Annotated in this window: 17 protein-coding genes; 6 read left to right on the top strand and 11 right to left on the bottom strand. The window is 57.6% G+C overall.

Annotation, left to right across the window (positions count from 1 at the left end):
* Window positions 1-11 precede the first annotated feature (11 nt).
* The 3 genes from ABJO75_RS15445 to ABJO75_RS15455 all read left to right on the top strand — a co-directional run bounded on the left by ABJO75_RS15445 (window position 12) and on the right by ABJO75_RS15455 (window position 4857).
* Window positions 12-2120 (top strand): NAD-dependent epimerase/dehydratase family protein, encoded by a 2109-nt coding sequence (locus ABJO75_RS15445; RefSeq protein WP_348134384.1) that lies wholly within the window; start codon window positions 12-14, stop codon window positions 2118-2120.
* A 42-nt stretch (window positions 2121-2162) separates the two neighbouring features.
* Window positions 2163-3563, top strand: a complete 1401-nt coding sequence (locus tag ABJO75_RS15450; RefSeq protein WP_348134386.1) for an oligosaccharide flippase family protein — start codon at window positions 2163-2165, stop codon at window positions 3561-3563.
* A 76-nt stretch (window positions 3564-3639) separates the two neighbouring features.
* On the top strand, window positions 3640-4857 hold the full coding sequence (locus tag ABJO75_RS15455) for a glycosyltransferase family 4 protein (protein WP_348134387.1): 1218 nt from the start codon (window positions 3640-3642) through the stop codon (window positions 4855-4857).
* 400 nt (window positions 4858-5257) lie between these two features.
* Here the strand turns inward: ABJO75_RS15455 and sulP are convergent, their stop codons facing one another.
* The 7 genes from sulP to ABJO75_RS15490 form a co-directional block, all read right to left on the bottom strand.
* Window positions 5258-7003, bottom strand: coding sequence for a sulfate permease (gene sulP / locus ABJO75_RS15460; protein WP_348134389.1), 1746 nt, complete (start codon window positions 7001-7003; stop codon window positions 5258-5260).
* A gap of 101 nt (window positions 7004-7104) precedes the next feature.
* Window positions 7105-8784 carry a TIGR01244 family sulfur transferase gene (locus ABJO75_RS15465; RefSeq protein ID WP_348134391.1) on the bottom strand — a complete coding sequence of 560 codons (1680 nt, stop codon included), beginning with the start codon at window positions 8782-8784 and terminating at the stop codon, window positions 7105-7107.
* A 20-nt stretch (window positions 8785-8804) separates the two neighbouring features.
* Window positions 8805-9689 (bottom strand): MBL fold metallo-hydrolase, encoded by an 885-nt coding sequence (locus tag ABJO75_RS15470; RefSeq protein WP_348134393.1) that lies wholly within the window; start codon window positions 9687-9689, stop codon window positions 8805-8807.
* A gap of 30 nt (window positions 9690-9719) precedes the next feature.
* Window positions 9720-10151 carry a DUF6691 family protein gene (locus tag ABJO75_RS15475; RefSeq protein ID WP_348134395.1) on the bottom strand — a complete coding sequence of 144 codons (432 nt, stop codon included), beginning with the start codon at window positions 10149-10151 and terminating at the stop codon, window positions 9720-9722.
* Window positions 10152-10154: 3 nt separating this feature from the next.
* Complete coding sequence (locus ABJO75_RS15480) at window positions 10155-10586, bottom strand: YeeE/YedE thiosulfate transporter family protein (RefSeq protein WP_348134397.1); 432 nt, start codon at window positions 10584-10586, stop codon at window positions 10155-10157.
* 3 nt (window positions 10587-10589) lie between these two features.
* Entirely contained in the window at window positions 10590-10802 is a 213-nt protein-coding gene (locus tag ABJO75_RS15485; protein ID WP_348134399.1) for a DUF2892 domain-containing protein, read from the bottom strand.
* Window positions 10803-11002: 200 nt separating this feature from the next.
* Entirely contained in the window at window positions 11003-11665 is a 663-nt protein-coding gene (locus tag ABJO75_RS15490; protein ID WP_348134401.1) for a Crp/Fnr family transcriptional regulator, read from the bottom strand.
* A gap of 452 nt (window positions 11666-12117) precedes the next feature.
* Between ABJO75_RS15490 and ABJO75_RS15495 the strand changes: the two genes are divergently transcribed.
* Both ABJO75_RS15495 and ABJO75_RS15500 read left to right on the top strand, forming a co-directional pair.
* Window positions 12118-13158: an efflux RND transporter periplasmic adaptor subunit gene (locus ABJO75_RS15495; RefSeq protein ID WP_348134403.1), complete on the top strand. Its 1041-nt coding sequence runs from the start codon at window positions 12118-12120 to the stop codon at window positions 13156-13158.
* A 7-nt stretch (window positions 13159-13165) separates the two neighbouring features.
* Window positions 13166-16222 (top strand): efflux RND transporter permease subunit, encoded by a 3057-nt coding sequence (locus tag ABJO75_RS15500; RefSeq protein ID WP_348134405.1) that lies wholly within the window; start codon window positions 13166-13168, stop codon window positions 16220-16222.
* Between the two features lie 69 nt (window positions 16223-16291).
* On the opposite strand, the gene ABJO75_RS15505 is transcribed toward ABJO75_RS15500, so the two are convergent.
* The 3 genes from ABJO75_RS15505 to hpaE are packed head-to-tail and all read right to left on the bottom strand — an operon-like array spanning window position 16292 to window position 19688.
* Entirely contained in the window at window positions 16292-17146 is an 855-nt protein-coding gene (locus ABJO75_RS15505) for a fumarylacetoacetate hydrolase family protein (RefSeq protein WP_348134406.1), read from the bottom strand.
* A 47-nt stretch (window positions 17147-17193) separates the two neighbouring features.
* Entirely contained in the window at window positions 17194-18177 is a 984-nt protein-coding gene (gene hpaD, locus ABJO75_RS15510; RefSeq protein ID WP_348134407.1) for a 3,4-dihydroxyphenylacetate 2,3-dioxygenase, read from the bottom strand.
* Window positions 18177-19688: a 5-carboxymethyl-2-hydroxymuconate semialdehyde dehydrogenase gene (gene hpaE, locus ABJO75_RS15515; protein ID WP_348134409.1), complete on the bottom strand. Its 1512-nt coding sequence runs from the start codon at window positions 19686-19688 to the stop codon at window positions 18177-18179. The genes hpaD and hpaE overlap by 1 nt, the downstream gene beginning before the upstream one ends.
* Window positions 19689-19853: 165 nt before the next feature.
* On the opposite strand from hpaE, the gene hpaR reads away from it, so the two are divergent.
* Complete coding sequence (hpaR, locus tag ABJO75_RS15520; RefSeq protein ID WP_348134411.1) at window positions 19854-20291, top strand: homoprotocatechuate degradation operon regulator HpaR; 438 nt, start codon at window positions 19854-19856, stop codon at window positions 20289-20291.
* Here the strand turns inward: hpaR and ABJO75_RS15525 are convergent.
* Window positions 20288-21520 (bottom strand): Tm-1-like ATP-binding domain-containing protein, encoded by a 1233-nt coding sequence (locus ABJO75_RS15525; RefSeq protein WP_348134413.1) that lies wholly within the window; start codon window positions 21518-21520, stop codon window positions 20288-20290. The two genes, hpaR and ABJO75_RS15525, sit on opposite strands and share 4 nt — an antisense overlap.
* Window positions 21521-21522 lie beyond the last annotated feature (2 nt).

The following is a 21522-nucleotide window of genomic DNA, read 5'->3' on the forward strand; positions in this document are numbered from 1 at the left end:
CGAAAGAAATCATGTCTCAGAACCCCATTCGTGTCGGCCTGATCGGAGCCGGATATATCGCCACCTGGCACGCCAACGCGCTGCGCGCGACCAAGGATGTCGCCCTTACAGCGATCTGCGATGTCTCGCCTGCGGCCGCGTCGGATTTTGCTGGGACATACGGGATTCAAGCGTTCAACTCGGTCGAGGAACTGGCCGCCGCCAATGTCTGTGACGCTGTCCACATCCTGACGCCGCCCCATATTCATGCCAACCTGGCCCAGCAATGTCTGGCCCTTGGTTTTCATGTCATGGTGGAAAAACCATTTGCTCTCTCTATGGCAGATTGCGAGGCGGTTGAAGCCGCTGCGGCGGACTCCGGGAAACAAATCGCAGTTTGCCACAACTTTCTGGGCGTTCCATCCTACGGTCGGCTGAAAGAGGCCTGTCAGACGGGCGCGTTGGGGCGCATTGACAGTGCAGAATTCAACTGGCGTTTTCCACTCGCGCCCTTGCGGTCCGGGCCTTACGGGTTGTGGATGTTGCAGGAAGCACGCAACCTGCTGTTTGAACTGGGGCCACACCTTTACGCCTTTGCCGTGGATCTGTTCGGCGAGGCAACCGATTTTCGTCTCGAGGCAAGCAAGCCGGTTACGCTGCCGGGTGGGCACATTCGCCCGCAATGCTGGCAGGTTCGGGCGCGGGCAGGGGCGGTTGATCTGACATTCAATCTGGATCTGGTCGAAACGATGGATGATCGATCCGTGGTGGTGCATGGATCATCGGCCATGGCGCGGCTCGACTATGCCGCCGATACCCTGATGGTGCGACGCGAGAACACATCCGACATTGTAATCAATCCGTTTCGCCAACAGATGGGCCTAGCCGGTCAGTATCTGCGCGAGGGTGTGGTCAACGGGGCGCGGCAACTCATCTCGCTCAACCGCAAATCCCCCTATGCGCTTAGCTTTTTGGGGGCATTTAACGGCTTCTATGACGCGATCCGCGAAAAGCGTGACGTTGATGATCGCTTTTCCGTCGGCTCCGCGAACAAGGTCATCAGCGCGATCGAGCAAACTGCCGACCTAATCCCTGAAACCTATACCGCGCGCCCTGCACCGGTGGTTCCGGCCGCGCCTTTGCAACCCACCGCGATGGTTATCGGCGGCACAGGGTTCATCGGCAGGCACCTGACACGCGCATTGGTCAAAAGCGGTCGTCAGGTGCGCGTCCTGAGCCGGGGCCGTCATGGTCCCTTTGAGGATATTGCCGATCAGGTCGAGACGGTCGCGGTGTCCCTGCGCGACAAGGACGGGCTGACAGACGCCATGAAAGGCATCGACGTCGTCTATAATCTGGCGAAATCGATGGATAGCACCTGGGAAGGGTGCCTGGAAAATGACGTGGGCGTCGCGGTTCGCGTCGCCGAAGCCGCAATGGATGCCGGTGTCAAACGCTTGGTGTATACTGGTACGATTGCATCCTACGACATGTCTGATCCGGGGCGGACCATCACCGAGGACACTGGTTTTGGCGACGACATGAGTGATCGCAATCTCTATGCCCGGTCCAAGGCGGAATGCGAAAAACGGCTGATGGAGATGCATAAAAACAAGGGGCTGCCGCTTGTGATCGCCCGACCCGGCATTGTGATCGGCGAAGGCGGGCCATTGCAACACTGGGGTATCGGACGCTGGCACGGTGCCGGTGCTGTTCGGATCTGGGGCAACGGACGCAACATCCTGCCATTCGTGCTGATCGACGACATCTCGGACGCGCTGATCGCGATGATCGATACGGACGAGGCCGTGGGCCAGTCATTCAACCTGATTGGTGAACCGATGATGAGCGCTCGGGATTATTTTGACGCGATCCACGAAGCGCTTGGCGCAAGGATCGAGGTGAAACGGGGTGCCTTTTGGACCTTCTATCTCTCCGGCACCATCAAGTATTTACTCAAGCGCTATGTTGTCGGCCTCAAGGATTTGAAAAACCAATCCTACAGTGATTGGAAATCGCGCGGACATCTGTCGCCGTTCAGCAATGCGCACACCAAAAAGGTGCTTGGCTGGAAACCCGAAGCGGACCGCGACGCCCTGATCCGCAAAGGGATCATTCAGGCCAATCTGTTCGGATATTAGGATGAACCGGGGTAGGGTCATGCCAACAACATTGGACGCGCCGTGCGAAACCTGAGCCGGCGCATATCCGGCATCCTCTCGGACCGGGAGAGCCTGCGCGGCAAGATCCTCGCATCGGCGGCGCTGTCGACGATGGTTTTTGCGATGCAGGTGGTTGCGCGGATCGTTTCGACCATCATCCTGACGCGGATCCTAACGCCCGAGATCTTTGGCGTTTTTGCTGTTGTCATGACCTTCATCTTCATTCTGGAGATGTTTTCCGACCTTGGTGTGCGTTCGCTGATCCTGACGAAAGAAGGCGAACTGGATGACGGTTTTCTGCGTTCGTGCTGGACCGCGCAGATTCTGCGTGGGATTCTGATCTTTTTCGTTTGCATTCTGTTGGCCTTTGGAATTGCATGGGGGCAGGGGACGCACCTGTTCCCCGCCCAATCCAGTTACGGCGATGTGACGCTGCCATTGGCCATCGCAGCCATTGGTGGAGTTTCGATCATCGGCGGTTTCGCTTCGCCTGCCAAGTTTGTCTATGAGCGCGAAATGAAGTTTCGTCAGGTCAGTGTCGAGACACTGATCACCCTAGTCCTGACAACCGTCATCACCATCGCGCTGGCCTTCTGGCTGCGCAATATCTGGGCGCTTGTGCTGGGCAATCTGGCGCGAGCGTTCTTCATGGTCGTGCTGAGCTATGTCATGTTCACCGGCCCCACGATGCGGCTGAGCTGGAACTTTGCGGATTTCAGGCTGATCATCGAGCGTGGGAAATGGATCATTGGTCATTCGGCCCTGACGGCGGTGATCACAATGGCCGACCGCTTTGTCTTCGGCTTTGCCATGTCGGCGAGTTCTTTTGGCTTCTACTATATTGCCCGTCAGATCGTGGACATGGTCGAGATGTTTCTCAACGCCATCCATGCACAGATGGGGTTGCAGGTGTTCACCGAGCTGCAAAAGGATGGTGAGCCCGCGACTCTGCGTCGACGGTACTATCGCTACCGCGTCCTGTTTGATGGGTTATCGATGTTTGGCGCAGGCGCTCTCATGACCTTTGCGCCGACGCTAGTGCACATCATTTATGATGACCGCTATGCCGATGTTGCCGGGATGATCCAGATTCTCGCCGTGGGACTGATCCTGATCGGCCCGGGCCTCTTGCGCGAAGCCTACAGCGCGCAACGCCGGTTCCGCGAGATGACAATGCTCAGCTTGGTGCGCGCGGCAACGGTCTGGATTGGCCTTGTGGTCGCGATCTGGGGCTTTGGGTCGGTGACTGCCGCCCTTTACGTTGTCGCCCTGCATCGCATACCTGAAACAATCATCCTGCTAAGAATGGGACGCGGCGAAGGCTGGGTTTCCCTGCTGCACGAGATCAGGCTGATACCACTTTTGCCCGTCGGGGCGGCGGTAGGATGGGGCATGGCGCAAGCTTGGGCGGCAATAGCCTAGGGCCAACAGATAGACGTGGACAGGTCCATTGGGCCTCCCTAGTTTTTTGATTGTGGACACGCAGTTTGGTAAGTGAATGAAAATAGCAATTTACGTCTCATCCTGGCCTGCTGGCCACGAAGCATCAGGAATAGTTACCTACACAGCCCAGCTGGTGTCGTCCCTGCGCTCTCTCGGTCACGACGTTTATGTCCTGACGCCGGATCCGACCGAAGATGATAAATATACGATCAACCTGAATGACTTCAGAGATGGGCGCCTTTCCCGGCTCTGGCGGCGCATAGTAGCCAAGGTTTCGTCCTTGCCTCTGGCAAGTGTGGAACACGCGAACAAGATACGCCTCGCGGCCCGAATGTTGGTCGAGGAAAAAGGTGTCGAGGTCATTGAGATCGAGGAGGCCTTTGGTTGGAATGGCCAGGTCTCGCGCTTGAACATTGTCCCGGTTGTCGTGCGTCTGCACGGGCCGTTCTTTTCGACCGGAAGGTTCAATGACGCGCATACATACACGCCGATGAACCAACAGCGGGAAAAACAAGAAGGCCAGGCAATCAAGGCTGCCCACTACATTACAACGTCCTGCACCTCGGTGCTCGACTCCGTCAGAGAGCACTACAATCTCGAATTGGCGCGGAGTGCCATTATTCCATTGCCGATCGTCGCTGCACCGGAGAGGGAGATCTGGAGCGCCGAGACCTGCGACAGGAACAAGATCCTATACGTCGGCCGTTTTGACAGTATCAAAGGCGGAGATCTCATCCTCCGCGCCTTTTCGGAACTCGCCGCTAGCAATCCAGATCTCAGGCTTACATTCGTCGGCCCCGATTCCGGCCTGAAAACCGATGACGAACCGCTCTGCTTCGAAGACTTCGTTCGCCAGAATTTCGACGAATCCCTGCGATCCCGCATTGATTACCGCGGGCAAATGAAACATGCGGATCTCATGGCAATGCGGACGAGTCATTACCTCACCGTCATCGCCAGCCAATACGAGACCATGGGATATATGCTTCTCGAAGCGATGTCGCTTGGTTGTCCGATCGTCTCGACGGCGGTTGGCGGAATCCCTGAAGTCATTCAAAACGAGCACAACGGCCTTCTTGTCCCCAGCCAAGACCAATCGGCAATGGTGGCGGCCTGCCAAAGAATGTTGAACGATGTCGATCTGACGAAAACGCTCGCGCGACAAACCTGGCTCGATTGTCAAGAACTCTACAACCCGGACACTGTGGCCGATCAAACAATAGAGGTCTATGAAAACGCCATAGCGGACTTCAAAGCAATCACTCGCAAGTAACAGCCGAACGCTTCGGTTTAGGCGGGTCAGTGCGAAAATTACATGAACTCTCGGTAATGAACATCAACGATGTGCAGGCCATCTTGAACTAACCGGGAGTAACGCATTCGACGCGACAAACTCCATTCAAGTCATTGGTTTGACCACAATTTCCAGACCGTTTTAAGGCTATGGACGGGTTGAAGTCCATTTTCCCTATAATCATGATTATGTTATTATGCATCTATATCTGATCAGAGACGAAAATCACGGCGAACGATCTAGAACGTACGTTTGTGCTCAGCTTGAAGGTGTCGATCGATGGCTTCTTGGACTGCGAAAGACACGTCGAATCCGCGTTTTCCGAAACGACCCTCAAACCCTAGAAAACATGCTCCATCTGTGGGATCAAACACTCAGATCATTCGGCGGCGGTGTTGCCGGGGCGCTCTGACCGCAGTTGATTGAGCGCCAACCAAGCGTCGTACTGGGACAAGAACACCTGACCGTTCAAGTCATTGATAAGATGCGCTCTCTTCAGCCGATCCATGACCGGGCCTTTCACCTCCGACAGATGCAACCCTACACCCATATCCGACAGTCGCTGATTGACGGCTTCGAGACTTTCCAGTGCCGAGAAATCCACGTCGTTTACAGCTGAAAACATGAGGACGACATTGCGGATCTCACACCCTTCGGTCACACGTTTCTGGATCAACTCTTCCAAGAACCGCGCGTTTACGAAGTAAAGGCTTTCGTCGACGCGGAGTGTCACCAGCGACGGATCGGTTTCGACCTTGTGTCGATGGATATTCCGAAAATGTTCGCTGCCCGGCACGCGGCCAACCTCGGCTACGTGTGGGCGCGACGTCTTGTGCAGATGCAAGAGGATTGAGACGATCACGCCGCTTGCCACGCCGACCTCAACCCCAAGCCCCAGCGTCAGCAGGATCGTTGCAACGACAGCTATGAAATCTGCGCGTGCATAGCCCCAGGTCTTCTTTAGAATGGACAAATCGATCAGACTGAGGACTGCAACAATGATCGTGGCCGCTAGCGTCGCCTTTGGCAGATAATAGACCAGCGGTGTCAGCGCCACGGCGGCGATGGCGAGCCCAACAGCCGTATAAGCTCCTGCCGCGGGTGTTTCTGCACCAGCATCGAAATTCACAACGGACCGGGAAAAGCCGCCTGTTACCGGGTATCCCCCGGTAAAGGCCGCGCCGATATTAGCCGCTCCCAGCCCGATAAGTTCCTGATTGGGATCAATGCGCTGGCGTTTCTTAGCGGCCAGCGTTTGTGCAACGGAGACCGATTCCACAAATCCGATTACCGAAATCAGGATCGCCGGAACCAGCAGCGCCTGCACCAACTCGCCAGACAGGCCGGGCATCGTCAAGGGAGGCAGGCTTTGAGGCACCTCGCCAACGATCTTGACCCCTGACGCGTCCAGCCCGAACCCCCAGACGGCAAGCGTTGTTACGACAACCGCCCCGACTGGTCCGGCCTTGGTGGCGATGTCAGCGACCATCGGTGACGCGCCAAGCCGTTTCAGAAAGGGTTTCAATCCCTTGCGGACCCAGAAAAGAAACATGACCGCAAGAACGCCGATCAACATGGTGATCAGGTTGACTTCGTTGAGTGAAGCAAGCAGCGAGGTTACCATTTCGGGCAGCGTGTGCCCGTGGGCGCTGATACCCAGAATATGCTTGAGCTGACTGGTGGCAATCAGGATGCCCGAGGCCGTGATGAAACCCGCGATCACCGGATGACTGAGAAAGTTTGCGAGAAAGCCAAGGCGCAAGACACCCAGCAACAGCAGAAATCCGCCCGACAGAAAGGCCAGCGTCAGGGCGGCCACCGCATACCCCGCTGTCCCCTGCTCTGCGACCTGGCCAATGGCGGATGCAGTCAGGAGCGACACCACGGCGACGGGGCCAACTGCGAGCGCGCGGCTGGTGCCAAAGATTGCATAGAGAATGATCGGGGCGATCGATGCATAGATGCCCGCCTCTGGCGGCAAGCCGGCCAGCAACGCATAGGCGAGCGACTGTGGTATCAGCATGATCGTCACAATCACTGCCGCGATCGTATCGTTGGACAGGGCGCTCCGATCATAGGTGCGACCCCATTCAAGAACAGGCAAATAGCGGCGAAGGTCAGGCATATTCAGTCATTTCAGATAGGAGACGATCCGCGTCGATTGCGCGGACCGCCCAGTGGGGTTTCGCCCTGAAACCGGTCGTTGTGGTGACAGACCGGTCTTGCTTATTCTGCCGCAACCTTCAGCTTTTCAGGTTTGGCCATCCATTCCTTGCCGCGCAACATCGCCTGCCAGTAGATCGGCGGCAACATTTTTTCTTTCAGGAACCACGCCGCACGCGACGGCTTGGTGCCGTCCAAGAAGAGGGGTGGAAAACTAGGCTTCAGAACGCCACCATAGCCGAACTCTGCCAGAACGATCTTGCCCCGCTCGACCGTTAATGGGCATGATCCATAACCATCATAAGCCGCCGTTGGTGACCGCCCTGCGACATCCGCCACGATATTGTCGGCGACCGTCGGGGCCTGCTTGCGTGCCGCCGCCGCCGTTTTGGCGTTTGGCGCGTTCATCACATCACCCAGAGACCAGATGTTATCATAGTTCTTGTGGCGGAGCGTCGCCTGATCCACGTCGACCCAGCCTGCCGCATCAGCAAGCGGCGATACCCGGATGAAATCAGGAGCTGTTTGGGGCGGGCAGACATGCATCATGTCAAACTCAACCGTCACCGTTTCGGGTGTGGTGTCCGGCTTTGTAATCTTGAACGTCGCGGTCTTGGCCGGTCCATCGACAGAGATCAGATTGTGAAAGAAGTTCAACGTGGTATCGTATTTCTTAATGTATTGCATTAAAGCTGGGACGTAATCCTTTACACCAAATAGAACGCCGCCAGCGTTCATGAACTGAATATCGATATCTTTCAGAACGCCGCGCCGAAACCATGCATCCCCTGACAGGTACATCGCCTTTTGTGGCGCACCCGCGCATTTGATCGGCATTGGCGGCTGCGTAAACAACGCGCGCCCAGACTTCAACTTTTGAACAAGCTGCCATGTATAAGGCGCTAGATCATAACGATAATTCGAAGTTACCCCATTGTGACCAAGGGTCTCTTCCAACCCCTCAACCGCGCTCCAGTCGAGCTTTAAGCCTGGCGCCACAACAAGGCGATCATATTTCACCACTCGACAGCCATCGAGGATCACCGCGTTGTTTTCAGGTTCAAAGGCAGCAACGGCTGCCTTGATCCACTTTACACCGTGCGGGATAAGCGACCCCATGGTTTTTGCGGTTTCGCTTGCCTGAAAGATGCCACCGCCAACCATCGTCCACCCCGGTTGGTAATAGTGAATGTCCGCCGGATCGATAATAGCAATGGATAGGTCCGACTTGCGCGATTTCAGACTGGCGGCGACCGAAATACCGCCCGCGCCTGCCCCAACGATCACAACATCAAACTTCGCATCTCCGGTGTCGGTTGGCGTCTTGCCGCCGTTGGCGATACGCCGCGCGACGCCGTTCATGTCATAGCCGGCGGCCTTGGTTGCGGCCAGAATGTCGGCCATTGGCCGCTTCTGTGACTCGTGAAACGACCAAAGCGTCGCCGACCGTGTGCCGGTACGGCAATAAGCCAAGACCGGCCGCGGCAAATCCTCCAGAGCGGTACCGAATGCTTCGACATCCGCGTCGGTAACCATGCCGCTTTGCACCGGCACATAACGCGTTTCGATCCCTGCGGCCTTGGCGGCGGCTTCGATCTCGTCAAAGTTCGGTTGGTCCGCCCCCTCGCCATCGGGACGATTGCAGATGATCGCACGAATACCTTCGGCTTTGATGGCATCCATATCATCCGGCATTATCTGCGGGCTGACGCTGATCCTGGGCGAGATTTGTCTGAGGTCCATATGTCTCTCCTCCCCTGCGATCAAAGACCGTTGACCGGTACTTTGAGCATTGGATTACCGTCCTTGTCGGTCGGCACCTCCCCTGCCCGCATATTTACCTGCAGCGACGGTATGATGAGCCTTGGCATCGCAAGCTGCGCGTCGCGCTCGGTGCGGAACTTGACGAACTCTTCCTTGGTCTTGCCGCCGCCGACGTGAATATTGTGCGCTTTCTCCTCACCAACCGAGGTTTCCCACTGAATGTCGCGGCCGTTGGGGCCATAGTCGTGGCACATGAACAGGCGCATCGCATCGGGAAGTGCCAGAACCTTCTGTATGCTGTCATACAGCATTCCGGCATCACCTCCGGGAAAGTCCGCACGCGCCGACCCGCCATCCGGCATAAAGAGCGTGTCGCCGACAAAGGCCGCATCGCCCATCACATGCACCATGCAAGCCGGTGTATGGCCGGGCGTATACATGGCGAATGCCTGCATATTGCCAATCTGATAGGTGTCGCCGTCTTCGAACAGCGCGTCGAACTGGCTGCCGTCCCGTTGAAATTCGGTGCCCTCATTGAACACCTTTCCAAAGGTATCCTGCACCACCATGATCTTTGAGCCGATGCCGATCTTGCCGCCCAGCTTTTGCTGGATATAGGGCGCGGCGCTCAGGTGATCGGCATGGACATGGGTCTCAATGATCCATTCCAGCTTGAGGTTCTGCGCTTCGATCTGTCGGATCAAAGTGTCCGCATGGTCATAGGTGATGCGCCCGGCAGCATAGTCGATATCCATCACGCTATCGACAATCGCGCAGGCGTCCGAGGACGGGTCCTTTACGATATAGCTGATCGTGTTGGTGGCGTCGTCAAAGAACGCCTGTACATCTGGTTTGACGTCCATGTTCACGGGATAATCGGTCATGTTTTCCTCCATTAGAGTGTCTCGGGCGCGTCAGGTTGCAATGTCTGCGCGCTTTGTGGGGGTCAGAAGGCGGCGCAAGTAGAACCCGCCGGCAACAGCGACAAGAAACAGGGCAACCTCCCAGCGTCCGGTCCCTAACGCGGGCAATGCTGCACCGGGGCAGAACCCTGCAATGCCCCAGCCGATGCCGAAGAGCGCCGAACCGCCAACAAGCTTTGCGTCGATCGCGGTTGAACTTGGCAATTGAAAGCGACCGCCGAACAGTGGCGCCGCTCTGCGCCAGACGAGCCGGTATCCGACGAACGTGACGACCACGGCACCGCCCATCACAAAGGCGAGGCTTGGGTCCCAAGTGCCTGCAACATCAAAGAAATTCAGCACCTTTGCGGGGTTCATCATACCGGATACAGCGATGCCGATGCCAAAGACCAACCCGGTAAGCAATGCAAATATCAGTTTCATGATCTAGCCTCCAAAAACGTGGCGGATCAGGAAAACGGTGATTGCCGCGGTGGCCATGAAAGTCGGCACAGCGACCATCGACCTGATCGACAGGCGTGACAATCCGCAGACCCCGTGGCCGGAAGTGCAGCCTGATCCAAGGCTGGCGCCAAAACCGACGATGACACCACCGATTGCAATCATGGTGGGGCTGATCGGCACGTCGATGGCGGGCATGGTGCCGGTCACCGCAAAGATCAGCCCAGGGGCCAGGATCATGCCAACCACCATCGCGCCACGCCAGAGGCCCTCATCCTTGCTTTCCGCAAAGACGAGGCCCGACATGATACCCGTGGCGCCAAGGATGCGGCCAAGACCAAGCATCAACAGAACGGCACCCAGACCGATGGCGAGACCGCCACCAAACGAACTGAGGGGGGTGAAATCCGTTTCCATGGCTCAGGCCCGGCAGGTCTTGAGACCAAAGATCGAATAGATCGGACAGACCCGAGTGACAGCAACGACCAGCATCACGATGCCAACGATCGCCGCACCATATTTCAGGAGCGCACCGTCAAGAGCAGGCAACCCACTCAGAAAGGCAAGATACAAAAGTCCCAAACCAAGAAGCACGCGAAGCACGCGGTCGAGTGTTCCAACATTGATCGACATGATAACCTCCAGTCATCTAAGCTAGAGCGTTTCAACTTAAACCTGAATCACCCTGCACTATCCGAGATCATAGATTTCACCGCGTTAGATGCTAGGCGACGTTACTCGTTAAAGTCGAAGCGCTATAGAGGTCAGATACGCCGCCCACGCGATCCTTTCAGTGACATTGTCACCCAAATCGAAAAAGTTGGCATTGTTTTTCAGTCGCTGTTGGCAAGGGTTGCCAATGCCGCTTTGTCCAGCAAGGCGATGCGCCCGCGTGACTGTGCAATCATCTCGCGCTTCTGAAAATCCTGAAGCACCCGCGAGATAACTTCTCGCGCAGTCCCAAGTTCGCTGGCCAACTGCTGGTGTGTCGCTGGGATCTCTTTGCGGTCTCCGGCGAGTTCCAGCAGCCGTGCCGCCAGTCGCATATCAAGTCGCCCGAATGCCACGTCATCCACAACACGCAGCAGGTCGATCAGACGCCGCGAATAGGCGGCAAAGACAAAGTTGCGAAAGGCGTCCTCCTCTGCAGCTAGCTGATCAAAGGCGGGTTTTGGCAACACCACGGCGGTAATGTCGGTCTCGGCGATGCCTTCGGCGTTATAGGCCTCCTCTGCGAGCATGCAGGCGGTGGTCAGAACACAGCTGTCACCGGCATCGACGCGATAAAGCACGATTTCCCGACCATTGTCTGATGTCTGCGAAACCCGTATCCGACCTTCGTAGAGAAAGAACAGACTATCAGGAATATTAGACGGACCAAAGACTTGCTGGCCTTTCTTCAACTGGATGACACGGGCGACCTGGATCAGCCGATCACGCACACGGCGCGGCAGGTTTCGGGTGCCCTGAAACCGATCTGTCCAATCTTCGATCACGAACGCCTCTGCCAAAATTGCGGGGCGAAGCCCACCGCCGCAGTTGCCTGAGTTAAGGTTGATGAAGGTATGGTGCAGACTTGAATTGACAGATGACAAATCAAGTCATGAGAATTGATATTTATTATCATGTGCCTGTGAGGTTCTCTTAACTCAAAATATTAAGTTCGATTGAAGAAGTTCGCCGTGAGTGTCAATGTCCATCTTCATCACGCATTAAGCAAGCGCCATCGTGACAGCCACTTGCCCGCAAATCTGGCCATAAGTGCTGGCCATCGCGGACGAAAGCAGCCTGCATATTAAGCGTGTCCTTAGGTCAGGATGGTGTGACGTCCCGTTATTCACGCACTGGTACTGGACATTCCCGCACGGGCATAAGATGCACCGCTTTGGAATGTTGGCGATAACGTCGGCAACATCATCTGTCCAAACAGGAAGCGGAGGCTTCATCGATGACCGATATTTTGCGGGGGCTGATCGTCTGTATTGCGATCCTGCTCGCCCCGGTAGCAGGGTCGGCGCAATCCCCCATCGTGAAACTGGCGACCGTCCCGGCTGGCGAAACCGGCATCAAACGCGTGTTCTTTGGCCGCGTCGTGGCACGCGAGACCGTCGATCTTGCGTTTCAGGTTGATGGGCAGATCGTCGATTTCCCCGTCGAGGAAGGTGCCAGCATTTCCGCAGGGTCGATTGTGGCAACGCTTGATCGGATACCATTCAAGCTCGCCAGCGATGAAGCACGTGCACGCAGCGTCCAGGTCCACAGAACGCTCGAGCGTTACCAGAAGTTATTGGGAAGTGCTGTCAGTGAAACCGCCGTTCAGGACGAGGAAACAGCGGTCGAACTGGCCGACATCGCCGTGCGCAATGCTGAACGCGCGCTGTCACAGGCCACTTTGCACGCACCCTTTGATTCTGTTGTTGCGGCCCGACTGGTTCCAAATTTCTCGACCATCTCTGCGGGTACGCCCGTTGTGCGGTTGCACGACATGTCTGATCTGCGGATCGAGATCGACGTCCCCGAGACTCTGTTCCAGCGCGCCGGGCGCTCCACCAAGGTTGATCTTCAGGCGGAATTTCCGGCCGTCGAAGGGGCGTTCCCGCTGCAACTACGCGAATATAATGCGGAAACCGAGCAGGTCGGCCAGACCTACAAGATCACTCTGGGCATGACGCCGCCTGAGGGCCTGCCAATTCTGCCCGGTTCCTCTGCCAAGGTGACTGCGCTCCTGCATCTCGGCCCCTCGCGGATCGAGATCCCGATTTCCGCCGTCAGCATCGAAAATGACTCCAGCACCAGCGTCATGGTCTTCTCCCCCACCGGGGCGGACGAAGGGACTGTGACCCGCACGGCGATCGAAATTGCGCCGACGGATCGCGGAACGGTCGAAGTGCTTTCGGGCGTCGAGCCGGGACAGGAAATCGTCGCAATCGGCGCGAGCGAGCTTGAAGACGGCGCCACCGTTCGCCGCTTTGTCGGTTTCGGGGACTAAGCAGGTCATGGATATCGCACGCTCGTCTATCGACCGCCCGATCTATACATGGATCATCATCCTGATTTGCCTTTTGGGCGGGATATGGGGGTTCCTCTCGCTCGGGCGGCTGGAGGATCCGGCCTTTACCATCAAGACCGCGGTTGTGGTCACGCAATACCCCGGCGCCTCGGCGCATGAGGTGGCACGCGAAGTCTCCGAACCCATCGAATCTGAAATCCAGAAGATGAGCGAAGTGGACGATATCGAGACGATGAACCAGCCGGGTTTGTCGTGGATCACGATCAACATGAAGAACCAGTATGACGGCACCGAGTTGCCCGAAATCTGGACCAAACTTCGCAATCGCGTCGGAGAGGCGCAATTGCCAAGCGGCACGTCTGTGCCATTTGTCAACGACAGCTTTGGTGACGTCTTTGGGATGTACTTCGCCGTGACGGCGACGGGCTACAGTGACGCCGAAATCAACGAACTGGCCGAGTTCCTGAGGCTGGAACTGCTCGCGGTGGATGGTGTCTCGGACGTGGCGATTTCGGGGTTGCCGAACGAAGTCATCTATATCGAACCCGATTTCGCGCTCAGCGCCACGTTGGGGATACCTCCGGCGGCCATTCAGGGCGCGATTGCCAGTGCCGACGAAATCGTTGATGGCGGCACCATCCAGACCGATCAGGGGCGCACCTTGATCCAACGGCCCAAAGGGTCTGACAGCGTCTCGGAAATTGCAGCCCTGTCTGTTGGGGTTGGTGGTCAGGTCGTGAACCTGATGGACTTTACCGATGTTTACCGCGCGCGCGAGGCCACGCCCAACCTGATCGTTCGGCACAATGGGGACGAGGCGTTCACACTTGGCGTTGCCGGTATCTCGACCGAAAACATTGTCGAGGTCGGCAAACGTGTCGATGCAAGACTCGCCGAGCTGCGCGACTTGATCCCGTTGGGGGTCTCGATCCAGTCGATCTATCAACAACACCAAGTGGTCGAACAGGCCTCCAACGCGTTTCTCGTGAACCTCTCCATGTCTGTGGCCATCGTGGTGGTGGTGCTGGCGATCTTCATGGGGTGGCGCGCTGCCGTCGTGGTCGGAGCCACATTGCTGCTGACGGTCGTCGGTACTCTGTTCTTCATGGCCCTCGCCTCGATCGAGATGGAGCGCATCTCGCTTGGCGCGCTGATCATCGCCATGGGCATGCTGGTCGACAACGCCATCGTTGTTGCCGAAGGTATGCAATTTGCCATGCTGGGCGGACAATCCTCGCGCGATGCGTCGTCAGAAACGGCGCGCAAGACGCAAATCCCCCTGTTGGGTGCAACCGTGATCGGGATCATGGCGTTCGCAGGCATCGGTCTCAGCCCGGATGCAACCGGCGAGTTTCTGTTCTCGCTTTTCGCAGTGATCGCGATTTCTCTGCTGCTCTCCTGGGTGTTGGCGATCACCGTCACCCCACTTCTGGGTCACTACTTTTTCAAGCGTGGCGAAAGCGGCGCGGCGATGGGTTATGACGGCGCGCTGTTTCGCACCTATTCCGCCATCCTGCGTGTCTGCCTTCGCCTGCGGTGGCTGGTTGTCGCGGCGCTGATCGTCAGCACCGTTGCGTGCTATGCGTTGTTCGGCCAAATCCGCCAACAATTCTTCCCCGACAGCAACACACCGCTTTATTTCGTCCATTACAAGCTGCCACAGGGCGCGGCGATCCAGCAGACTTCGGCAGACCTTGTCGTTCTCGAAGATTGGCTGACCGGACGCGAAGCGGTGCAGAGCGTCACCTCTTTCTCTGGCATGGGCGCCTCGCGTTTCATGTTGACCTATGACAGCGAAGACCCAAACCCCAGCTATGGGCACATGATCGTGCGGGTCAGTTCGCTGGACGTGATCGAAGACGAGATGAACGCGCTGGAGGGTTTCGCGCTGGCCGCGGTGCCGCAAGGTGAGTTTCGCGTCAAGCGGCTGGCCTTTGGTCCCGGCGGCGGCGCCCCGATCGAGGTTCGGTTCTCCGGCCCCGATCCCGAGGTCTTGCGGGATCTCGCGGACGAGGCGATTGCACGGCTGCGCGCCGCATCCGACAACATCGTCGCCCCGCGTCAGGACTGGCGTGAAAAAGAACTCGTACTGCGCCCACTCTATGCCGATGATCGCGCACAGGACGCCGGTATTTCACGCTCCGACATAACCCAGATCATGCAATTCGCAACCGAAGGCATGACCGCTGGCACGTTCCGGGAAGGTGATCGCCAGATCCCCATCGTCATTCGCGCACAGCAGAATGCCGATCTCGCGCTGACCGACCACGTGCTCTATTCCGAAAGCCGCGATGGGTACATCCCAATGCAACAGGTCATTGAAGGCTTTGTCTTTGAAGCCGAGGATACTTTGATCCTGCGCCGCGACCGCGCAGATGTCATCACCGTTGGTGCCGATATCCCGCGCGACATGACCGCGTCCGAAGTGCTGCTCGAAGTGCGCGACACAATCGAGACGATGCCGCTTCCAAACGGGTACAAAAAGGAATGGGGCGGCGAACTCGAAAGTTCGTCCGACGCCCAAGAGTCGCTGGGCAAGCAATTGCCGCTGAGCCTGATCATTATGATCCTGATATCGGTCCTGCTGTTCAACGCGCTGCGCCAGCCGCTTATCATCTGGTTGCTGGTGCCGATGGCCGTCAACGGGGTCAGCCTCGGATTGCTTGGTGCGGGTCTGCCATTCACGTTCACAGCGCTTCTAGGGTTGCTGTCGCTGTCGGGAATGCTGATCAAGAACGGCATCGTGCTGGTCGAAGAAATTGACCTGACGCGCGAGGCAAAGCCTGACATTGCGTTGGCAGAAGCCATCATCGAAGCGTCGACTTCGCGTCTACGCCCGGTCTTCCTTGCGGCTGCTACGACGATTCTGGGAATGCTACCGCTGATCTCCGACGCCTTCTTTCAGTCCATGGCCGTGACAATCATGGGCGGGCTGGCGTTTGCCTCGGTGCTGACGCTGATTGCGGCACCGGTGCTGTATTACCTGTTCTTCCGTCGAGAGGACGCACGCGAACGTGCCAAGGTATCTGCCGTTGCTGCATGACGTAATACGCTTTGACCGTCGGCCCGGAGCGATCTCTGATGATATCGCACCGGTGCCGGTTCGGGGCGCTTAAACCACTTCGTCCTCGACGGTGTTGCGCAACGTGCCGATCCCGTTCACTTCGATTTCAACCACATCACCGGGTTTCAGATATCGAGGCGGGTCGAACCGCGCCCCTGCCCCCGTCGGCGTGCCGGTCACGATGATGTCGCCGGGCTGCAGCGTCATGAAGGTCGAGATATATTCGATTTCGCGCCGGATCGGGAACATCATCCGCGACAGCACATCGTCCTGACGGACCTCGCCGTTGACGCGGGTGATGATGCGGGCATCGTCCAACTGGCTGGCATCCGTGAATGGAACAAGCCACGGCCCGATCGCACCGGAACGATCCCAGTTCTTGCCCTGTGTGACGTTGAACTTTGCATGACGCACCCAATCGCGGATGGTGCCTTCGTTACACAACGTCAGGGCAGCAATGTGATCATAGGCGTTGTCCTGCGAGATACGGCGACCCGCCTTGCCGATGACGATGGCAACCTCTCCCTCGTAATCGAGCGTGTGGTTTTCGGGCGGGCGGATCAACGGGCGGTCGTGACCTGTGAATCCACTGGCAAACCGCGGGAACAGCGACATGTATTTCGGTTGCGCACTGCCATCCTTGTATTCGGCATTGCGGTCCGGAAAATTCACACCCACGCACAGAATGCGCGGGGCGTTGGGCAGCACCATTTCATATTGGAAATTGGTGTGGCTGACCGCTTTGCCTTCAGCCGCCTGCGCAAGCGCCGCCAGCCCATTGTCGCGCACCGCATCAAGCAGCGTGGGCCACGCGGGGAAATCTGCGTTCAGCGCAATCATCCCGCCGTCCGTGACCGCGCCGTAAAGCATCTGCTCGTCGGCGGAATAGGTTGCGAATTTCATTTGGTCTACTCCTAGAAGGTCTGGTCGGTCTCGCGGGCTATTACCAATCAGGGTGCGATAATCGGGCTGGCGGCCAACTCCGAGTTACGGGTTTCGGCACCTACAAATTTCGTTCCGTGTTTGAACCAGCTTTCCGGTGCCGGCGCCCCCCAGAGGGTTTGGCGCTGCGGGTCTTTCAGATCCCATTTGATCGGTTCAAGGTCAGGATCGACCGTTTGATAGTCCGAACAATAAATCTCGATCCGGTGACCGTCGGGATCGAGGATATATAGGAAAAAGGCGTTGGAAATGCCGTGCCTGCCGGGGCCGCGCTCGATATTGCCGACATGACCAGTGGTGGCCATCAGGTCGAGCAGATCAATGATGTTAAGCGGCGTCGGCACCCAGAATGCCACGTGATGCATCCGTGGTCCGGTGCCATTGGTAAACGCCATATCGTGCACGCCGCCCTTGCGGTGCATCCACGCCGCCCACAGTTTCTTGCTGTCTTCGTCTTCGGTGTATTCCGTCACGCGAAACCCAAAGTCACTGTAGAACGCGACCGAGGCATCCACATCCGGCGAAAAGCAGTTGAAGTGGTCAATCCGCAGCGGCTTTACCCCGCGATACAGCGCGTATTTCTGATGAATGGGCTCAAGCCTGTCCATCTTGTGATAGAACTCAATCGGGATGCCGATATTGTCGGAGGTCAGCAAAGTGCGCCCCTGATACGGGCGCTCCAGCCATTCAGTTGGGCGGCCCTTGGCCTTGAAATAGCGTTCAGCTTTGTCGAGATCGGCATCATCAAAGGTCTTGAACCCCATGACTTCGACGGTGCCTGGCAGGTCGGATTTTTGCAGGATCACGCAATGATGGCCACGTTCTTCCATCGCGCGCAGGTAGACATGGCTGTCGCTCTCATCGGTGATCTGAAGCCCGAGAATTTCAGTGTAAAACGCCTTGGATGCCGCGAGATCCTTAACGTTGAGACAGACATGCGACAGGCGGATGGTGTTGAAGTTCGGGTAGAGGTTGGGTGCGGGTACGGGCATCAGAGGGCTCCCAGTTTGGTGATCTTGTGTTGGCCGGTTGCAAAACCGATGTGCTTTTGCTCCATGTAGAACTCGAACGACCAATCGCCGCCGTCACGTCCGATGCCGCTGGCCTTGACCCCGCCAAACGGCGTGGGCAGGTGCCGGACGTTTTCAGAATTCACCCAGATCATGCCCGCCTCCAACCGGTCGGTGAACCGCAAGGCACGGGTCAGGTCGTTGGTCCAGACATAGCCGGTCAGGCCATAGGGAACGTCATTGGCGATGCTTAGGGCCTCGTCCTCAGTCGCAAACGGGATCGATGTGAGGACAGGGCCGAAAATCTCTTCCTGAGCGATACGCATCTGGTTGGTGGCATTGGTGAAAAGCGTCGGGCGAATAAAGTAACCTTCGTCACCGAGTGTCGCACCACCGGCAGCGACCGTAGCGCCGTCTTCCCTCGCGATGTCGAAATAGCTGGTGACCTTGTTGAAATGCTCCTCGGTAACGAGCGGGCCGATCTCAGTTTTTGGATCCAGCGGATGCCCGACCTTGATCTTGTTGACCCGTTCGATCAGTCGCGCCTCAAACTCTTCGCGGATCGTATCCTGAACCAACAGCCGCGATGACGAGGTACAGCGCTCACCGTTGATCGAATAGATCATGAAAATCACCGCATCGAGCGCACGATCAAGGTTTGCGTCATCAAACACGATTACCGGGTTCTTGCCGCCCAACTCAAGATGGTTTCGTTTCAGGGTATCGGCACCCTGCTTGGTGATCAGGCTGCCTGTGCGGCTTTCACCGACAAAGGCGATAGCCTTGATCGCCGGATGCTCGCACAGCGCCTTGCCGGCGCCCTCGCCAAATCCGTTGACGGTGTTCAGCACACCGGGCGGCAGGCCCGCGTCCTCGGCAATCTCGACCAGCAAGCGCGCGGTCAAAGGCGAGGCCTCGGCAGGTTTGTGCACGACGGTGCAACCCGCCGCAAGCGCGGGCGCAATCTTCCAGGTCGACAGCATGAACGGTGTGTTCCACGGCGTAATCACGCCCACGGGGCCAATGGGAATTCGGGTGGTCACATTCATCAGGGTTGGTGACTTCAGATGCTGGCCATCGCGTGCCTGAACGACCTGATCAGCGAAGTAACGAAAGTTCTCGGCCCCCCGCAGCGCGGCCTTGGACATGAATTTATAGGCCTGGCCGGTATCCCAACACTCGCAGAGTGCGATTTCCTCGGCACGGGCCTCGATCCCCTCGGCCACCCGGATCAGGATACGCTTGCGCTCTAATGCGGGCATGTCGCGCCACGCGGCAAAGGCAGCCGCCGCGGCCTTGGCAGCCTTGTCGATGTCTTCTGCCGTGCCATGCGCCACATCGCAAATGACGCTCTTGTCGACCGGCGAGGTGGATTGGAAAACGCCGGCGCCTCCGGCCACATCCTGACCCGCGATGCGGTTGGCAATCCCGGTCTCGCGGAAACGAGCAAGGTAACCGTCAAGTTTCCTGATGTTGTCGTCAAGCGCAGTCATGCGGTATCCTCCAGATGGCCCCGGGCGATTACATATCATCAGAAAGCCCGTGCGTCATTTCTATTGATATGTTAATTATTGCGAAGTTAAATAATAACTGGCTTGCAATGTCAACACCAACTTGGCAGCAGATGCCTGATCAGCTTGCCGAAATTGAGCCCTATAATGAACAGTAAACTTCCATCGACCTCTCGATCCTTGCCGATTGCCCTGATCCGCGCGCGCGAAGGTGCGATGGCGCCAATCCGCGACATGCTTGCAGACACTGGGATCACTGAACAGCAGTGGCGGATTTTGCGGGTATTGGCGGAACATGGTTCGCTGGATTCGACGACGCTTGCCGATCGGGCAAGCCTGCTATTCCCCAGCCTGACCCGCATCGCGACCAAGATGCGCGACAAAGGGCTGATCACACAGACCCGCGACGAGGTTGACCGGCGCAGGCAATTGATCGCCATCACCGAGATGGGTCAGGAATTCATCGACAGCCACGCAGATCAGGCGGCGCAGATTGTCGTCGGGTTTCGCACGCGGATGGGCGATGAAAATTACGAGAAACTTCTCGACCTACTCGCACTGCTCGATCCGGGCCCGCGCGACTAGCTGGCAACCAACCCATCGGCGCGCCAGGCGTCGAAAATCTCAAGGGCGGTCTCGGCAAAGATCGCATCATTGATATGCCCGTCAATCCGATGGACGCCGATATTCTCTGGGAGCGCCTCTGCCAGTGCTTGCAGGAATTGCTCCAAACCTGCTTTGTCGTGCAGTTCGGCCCCCTCCCTGTCCCACTCGCCCAAACCGTGTTCGGGCAAGAGCACAGCGGTCGGCCCGGTTGCCATGGCAAGCTGCGTGGCATGGGCCTGCGCGACGGTCTTTCGCTCGTCAGCGTTCAACGTGATGCTGGTGAGCAGACGGTTATGCGCACGCGGCTGATGATCCGCCCACTTCTCCGGCACCGGCAGCCATCCCACGATGTCAACGAGGTCATAGCACCCCGGCGCAACCAGCTGCGGTGTGCCGACGCGCCCTGCGTTGGTCAGACGGTCGGGGCCTGCCGAGATGTTGGACCCGTGGACGTGATTGCCTAACTCTTGGGTGCAGAAATCGAACACGCATGCAAAAGCGCCCTGCCCTGCAAGGCTCTCGAATGCGCGCCCACCCATGCCGGTGGCGTGAAACACGGCAACCTCGTAACCGCGCGCCTCCAACGCTGGTTTCAGCGGGATCACGTATTTCAAGGCAGACGTGCCAAGAGACATCATCCCAATCAGCGGCTTATCCGCGTCGGGTTTTTGAACCGCGCGCGCCGCGCCGAGCACGGCGCCTGCCGCCTGACTCAATGATGCCTTGCAGACAGCGTTCAAACCATAGAGCCCCCCCGCCCACAGGATCATCTGCACATCCGCGGCGACACGCGCAGCAGGGATCAGCGGGGAAAACGCGACGGTCGAGACGATGTATTTCGGCACGCCCAACGGCAGGCTTGCGCATACATCAAGCGCCAAATCTGTGCCCATTGTGCCGCCCAGCACGATCATCCCGTCAAACTTGCCTTCCAGATACAGCCGTGCCGTCAAGAGAGACGCACCCTTGGCCATGATCTGCATCGCTTCGTTCTCCTCACCCGAAGCTATTGCAGCGGCGATACTGCTGCCGCCTTCTGCAGCGACATCGTGTTTGGAATAATCCGTCGGTGCCGCGGGATCGCCCAGGACAGAGACATCCATGGTGACAACCTGCCCGCCCTGATCGCGGATCACGCTGGCCAGAAAACCCAACTCGTCATTCTTGGTATCATATGTCCCGATTATCAGAATGGTCGTGTCTGTCATGC

The sequence above is a fragment of the Sedimentitalea sp. genome (assembly GCF_039973035.1).
GTDB lineage: Bacteria > Pseudomonadota > Alphaproteobacteria > Rhodobacterales > Rhodobacteraceae > Sedimentitalea.